This is a genomic window from Streptomyces rishiriensis, assembly GCF_003112535.1.
GTDB classification, from domain to species: domain Bacteria; phylum Actinomycetota; class Actinomycetes; order Streptomycetales; family Streptomycetaceae; genus Streptomyces; species Streptomyces rishiriensis.
Genome location: NZ_BEWA01000049.1, coordinates 1 through 5248, shown reverse-complemented (window position 1 = coordinate 5248; position 5248 = coordinate 1). Strand labels below are relative to the sequence as shown.

Genomic DNA, 5248 nt, shown 5'->3' with positions numbered 1-5248 from the left:
GTGTCCTGCGCCAGTAGTTGATCGTTAGTAGTGGTGTGACTTCTGCTGCTGGTGCGTCAGTTCCTCGTCGGTGCCCGAAGCTGGAACCGCTGCTGCTGTCTGCCGAGGAGCGGGCGGTGTTGGAGCGGTGGACGCGTCGGGCGACATCGGCCCAGGCCCTGGCCCTGCGGGCGCGGATCGTGCCGGCCTGTGCGGGGCCGGCTGAACGTCCTCACCGCCCTCAAGGCGGACTGAGGCGCGGGCGGGACGGCTTGGTACCCGGCGGCGGTCGGACCAGGGGCTGTCTGAAGTCGTGATCAATGGGGCTTCATGAGGCTGCTGATCCAGATGGTCGCGAACATGCGACGCCCGCGGTGGCGACGGTTCACTCAGCCGAAAGGCTCGTCCACTTGATGCTTCACCACACTGCCGTCCCAACTTCCGGGCTCTCACCCATCAGGTTGGTGTGCTGGACCTGTTCGAAGAAATGGGCAGGATGCTCTTGCGCAGTCAGCTGCCGTCACGATCGGCCCGGTCCCGGTTCGCTGACCTCACAGACGCAACCGGATCTCATTCCCCGCCTGTTGACACCCCTTCAGTCGTCTACTGACGCACCAGAGGAAGGCCGGCTGCGGTGGCCGCCACCATGCGTTTCAGTGTCGGGCGGAACGGCGGGAACGCCCCCGCGATCTCCGGCTCGCGCGCGTACAGTTCACGCAGCGCCTCAGGCGGACGGGTGATGGGAAACAGCTTCGCGACGAAAGCGCTGGCTGTCATCACGAGTGCGGCGCCATCGGCGGGGGTCAGTTCCGGGCAGGCGACGGAGATGCGCCGGCCGATCGCCCAGTAGGTGTCGATGGCCCACCTCTTGAAGACCTTCAGCACCTCCACGGACACATTGTGCTCGAGCATCGTCTCCGCGTGCGTGGTCAAATCACAGTAGAGCGGCCGGTCCACGAAGGCATCCGCGAGAACGCCGGCTGTTGCCTCGGTCCCACTCACTTCCTGCAACCGGGCACTGACCGCGCTCGCCCACTCAGAACCCGCGCTCATCAGCAGATGCAGGTAGATCTCCTCGCGCGTGCCGAAGTAGCGCAACACGTTGGACTTGGCGAGTCCGACCGCGGTGGCGATGTCCTGCAGGCTGACCCTGGCCACGCCGGAACGCTCGGCGAGCTCCCGAGCGGCGGTGAGGATGGCCTCACGCCGCTGGTCCTTCTGATCAGGGCGTCGAGCCCGCTGGAATGGCGCTGACATGAGCGTTCATCCTAGTCCAGATCTAACAGAACAGTCGTCTCTTGTTAAGGAATGGGCGTTCTGTTAATGTCCCGGCATCCGACAACCCCATCGCGCTCCGGGAGTGAACGACCATCTCCGCCACCTCGACCAACCTCAGTCAGACCATCGACGACTTCGTTGCCGCCTTCAACGAGCCGAGCCCCGATCTCGACAAGGTCATGTCCTTCTTCGCCGACGACGCCGTGTACCTGCCCGGCCACCTCCCGGAGCGACGTGGCATCGCGGCGATCCGCAAAGAGTTCGAGCCGCACTTCGCCGGGCGCTACGGCGCCATGCACTTCGCCGTGTACGACAAGATCATCGACGAGCCGAACCGGCGCGCCACGATCCGCTGGGCCTGCCGGCTCGACATGAGCGGAGAGTCCGGCCGCCATGTGCCGTTGCCACTGCGCCTGTTCGCCCGTGCGCGCTACGGCGGCCGCATGCAATGGCACGGTGTGGACGTGTTCCACTTCGACACCGCAGGGCGCATCAGCGGCAAGTTCACCTACGCCATGTTCCGGTTGCCGCTGTGGGAGCGAGGCTGACCGGGCTCCCCGACGGTCCGAACCACCCGAGCCGACCCCACGCGCCAATGCCCGTCGTACCTCCCGTGGGGAAAGCTCGGGCCCGCGCATACTTATACGGAAACGAAATGACACTTCTCAAGTCATGGCGGCCCCTGCTCGCCTTCGTGGTCACCGGCGGACTCCTGGTGTCGCTCTGTTACTTGGCGCTGCGGCCGGAACATCTCCTGTCCGTACCCGAGGGCGCCGCCTCCGGGTCGCTCACCATGCGCCCCTGCGACTACGACACCGAAGCCGGAACCGTCGCCGCCGACTGCGGCACACTCGCCGTCCCGGAGAACCGGCGCGACCCCAAGTCCGAGCTGATAGCACTTCCGGTCACCCGCGTCCGGGCCACTTCCGCAGACCCCGCGGAACCGATCTTCCGACTGGGCGGCGGCCCCGGAAGAACGAACATGGACTTCCCGCAGGCAAGCCGGCTCACCGGCCGACACGATGTGGTCCTGGTCGGTTACCGGGGCATCGATGGATCGCGCCGTCTGGACTGCCCCGAGGTCACCGCGGCCATGCAGTCCGCCGACGGAATCGCGGGATCGAGGACACTGCCTGCCACGACCAAAGCGTTCGAATTATGTGCGGACCGCCTCACCGAGGACGGGATCGACCTCACCGGCTACTCCGCTCTCCAGCGGGTGGGGGATCTGGAAGCGGCCCGTACCGCCCTGGGCTACTCACAGATCAACCTCCTCAGCTCCAGTGCTGGAACACGCACCGCCATGATCTACTCCTGGCGGCACCCGGCGGTGCTGCACCGCTCCGCGATGGTGTCGGTCAATACGCCCGGGCACTTCCTCTGGGACCCGCGCATCACCGATGCGCAGTTCGCCCAGTACACACGGCTGTGCGACGACGACGACGCCTGCGCCGCGCGTACATCCGACCTCGCCGAATCGATCCGGAAGACCGTCGGCGAGATCCCTGAACGCTGGGGGCCCTTCCGTATCAAGGACACCAACGTCCGGGTTCTGAGCCAGTACGCCATGCATCACAACGGTCCGGCCTCGGCACCGAACAACGCTCCGACCGTCATCGACGCCTATCTCAGCCGGGACACCGGCGCCTTGTGGGCCATGTCTGTCCTCGGTGATCTCACACTGCCGGATTCCATCGTCTGGGGCGAGTTCGCTTCCTTCGCCATGATCGATGGACCAGCAGCACAGCGCTACTACGACAGCGGTGGCGATCCGGGCTCGATCCTGGGCAACGCCTCAACCGACTTCCTGTGGGCCGGCGAGTCCGGTCTGTTCACGGTATGGCCGGACAGCCCCGACAACGCCAAGTATCGCCAGATGCGGCCCAGTGACGTGGATACCCTCGTCGTCAGCGGTGAGGTCGACTTCTCCACCCCGGCGCAGCTGGCCACCGACGAACTGCTGCCCGCCCTGTCCCGGGGACAGCAGGTGATCCTTCCCGGGCTGGGCCACACCGCCGACTTCTGGGAACACCGTCCCGAAGCCGGAAAACGTCTACTGACCACCTTCTTCGACACCGGCAAGGTGGACAGGTCCCAGTTCGACAGGAGGCCCGTCGACTTCGAGGCCGTTCCGTGGAGCATGTCCACGGTGGCCAAGCTGCTATCCGGAGTCACCCTGGCAGGCGCAACCCTCGGCCTCGCTCTGCTTGGCGTGATCGCACGCTGGTCGCACAGGCGTGGTGGCTTCGGTCCCCGCGCGAGTGCCTGGGTACGAACCGGGACCGTGATCCCGCTCGGCCTTGGCGGATGGCTGCTGGGGGTTCTGCTGATCTGGACGATAGGTCCCGATGACTTCGTGGCCGACGCGAGCGTGATCGTGCCCGGGACGGGCCTGATGGTAGGCCTCGGCGCCTATCTGGCCTGGACCCGTAATGAGCGCTCATCCCAGATGCGGCGCGCTGGGTTGGTGGCCGCGGTCTGCGGGGCGTTCCTCGGGGCATGGATCGGCTGTTATGCGCTTTCCGGTCTCCTGGCGCCTGCTGCAGCCATAGTCGGTGCAGGTGCGGCAGCGAATCTTGGGTTGCTGTGCGTCGAGCACTTCCGCAGGTGGCCGGACCGCATTTGGCGCACACCGGCGATTCGCAAGAGCTCTTGAGTCCGTAGGAGGACACTACGGGTTGGGCGGGCGCCGCAGGGACCTATGGCGCCCGCCCACCAAGCTGTTTTCTGCGGACCGGCTCTTTGCTCTCACCCCGCCGTCGGCGGCATCGGGATGCCGCGCAACAAACGAGCCGCGCCCCGCGCGTGATCGTCTAGTGCCCTGCGCCAGAGATCCGTCGGCAGAGTCGGGCGAGGGAGTCGAGGATTTCTTCGGCGGTCTTGGTCCAGATGAACGGCTTGGGGTTTTCGTTCCAGTCTTTGACCCAGGCCCGGATGTCGGCTTCCAGGGCATGGATGGTCTTGTGTGCGCCGCGGCGGATCATCTGGTGGGCGAGGTAGCCGAACCACCGCTCGACCTGGTTGATCCACGAGCTGCCGGTCGGGGTGAAGTGCAGTTCGAACCTGGGGTGTTTGGCCAGCCAGGACTTGATCGCGGGCGTCTTGTGGGTGCCGTAGTTGTCCACGATCAGATGGACCTGAAGATGCGCGGGCACCGTCTTGTCGATCCGGATCAGGAACTTCTTGAACTCCACCGCCCGGTGCCGGCGGTGCAGGGCGGTGATGACCTCACCGGTGGCGACGTCGAAGGCGGCGAACAGGGTGGTCAGGCCGTTGCGGACGTAGTCGTGGGTGCGCCGCTCGGGCATGCCCGGCATTATCGGCAACACCGGCTGGGACCGGTCCAGCGCCTGGATCTGCGACTTCTCGTCCACCGAGAGCACCACCGCCCCCTCGGGCGGGTCGAAGTACAAGCCGACGACGTCGTAGACCTTCTCCACGAACAACGGGTCGGTCGAGAGCTTGAAGGTGTCGGCCAGATGCGGCTTGAGCTGGAACTGCCGCCAGATCCGGCCGACGGTCGATTTCGACAGGCCACTGTGCTCGGCCATCGATTTCCGCGACCAGTGGGTGGCGTTCTTCGGCACCTGTTCCAGCGTGGTGACCACCACCGCCTCCACCTGATCGACGCTGATGGTGGGTGGTCGGCCGGGCCTGGGCTCGTCGGACAGCCCGTCCAGCCGCTCGACGAGGAAGCGCCGCCGCCACTTTCGGACGGTGTCCACGGTCACCCGCAGATCCCGGGCGACCGCGACGATCGGTGGTACTTCCGGCCCCGCACAGGCCAGCACGGTCCGCGCCCGCAGGGCCAGGGCCTGGGCCGATGTCGCCCGACGCGTCCACCGCTCCAACACCGCCCGCTCCTCGGCAGACAGCAGCAGCGGTTCCAGCTTCGGGCCCCGACGAGGAACTGACGCACCAGCAGCAGAAGTCACACCACTACTAACGATCAACTACTGGCGCAGGACACTAGTAGGACTCCGTTAGGTCT

At 66.1% G+C, this 5248-nt stretch carries 4 protein-coding genes; 2 read left to right on the top strand and 2 right to left on the bottom strand.

The genetic code is table 11. From position 1 onward, the window contains the following. Positions 1-582: 582 nt before the first annotated feature. Positions 583-1236, bottom strand: a complete 654-nt coding sequence (locus Sri02f_RS40650) for a TetR/AcrR family transcriptional regulator (RefSeq protein WP_109006304.1) — start codon at positions 1234-1236, stop codon at positions 583-585. A gap of 113 nt (positions 1237-1349) precedes the next feature. Here Sri02f_RS40650 and Sri02f_RS40645 point away from each other — a divergent pair, with 113 nt between their 5' ends. Both Sri02f_RS40645 and Sri02f_RS40640 read left to right on the top strand, forming a co-directional pair. Beyond that, positions 1350-1805 (top strand): YybH family protein, encoded by a 456-nt coding sequence (locus tag Sri02f_RS40645; protein WP_109006303.1) that lies wholly within the window; start codon positions 1350-1352, stop codon positions 1803-1805. A gap of 107 nt (positions 1806-1912) precedes the next feature. After that, on the top strand, positions 1913-3913 hold the full coding sequence (locus Sri02f_RS40640; RefSeq protein ID WP_159106894.1) for an alpha/beta hydrolase: 2001 nt from the start codon (positions 1913-1915) through the stop codon (positions 3911-3913). 157 nt (positions 3914-4070) lie between these two features. Here Sri02f_RS40640 and Sri02f_RS40635 read toward each other — a convergent pair whose 3' ends face one another. Continuing rightward, positions 4071-5192 (bottom strand): IS630 family transposase, encoded by a 1122-nt coding sequence (locus Sri02f_RS40635; RefSeq protein WP_109006301.1) that lies wholly within the window; start codon positions 5190-5192, stop codon positions 4071-4073. Positions 5193-5248 lie beyond the last annotated feature (56 nt).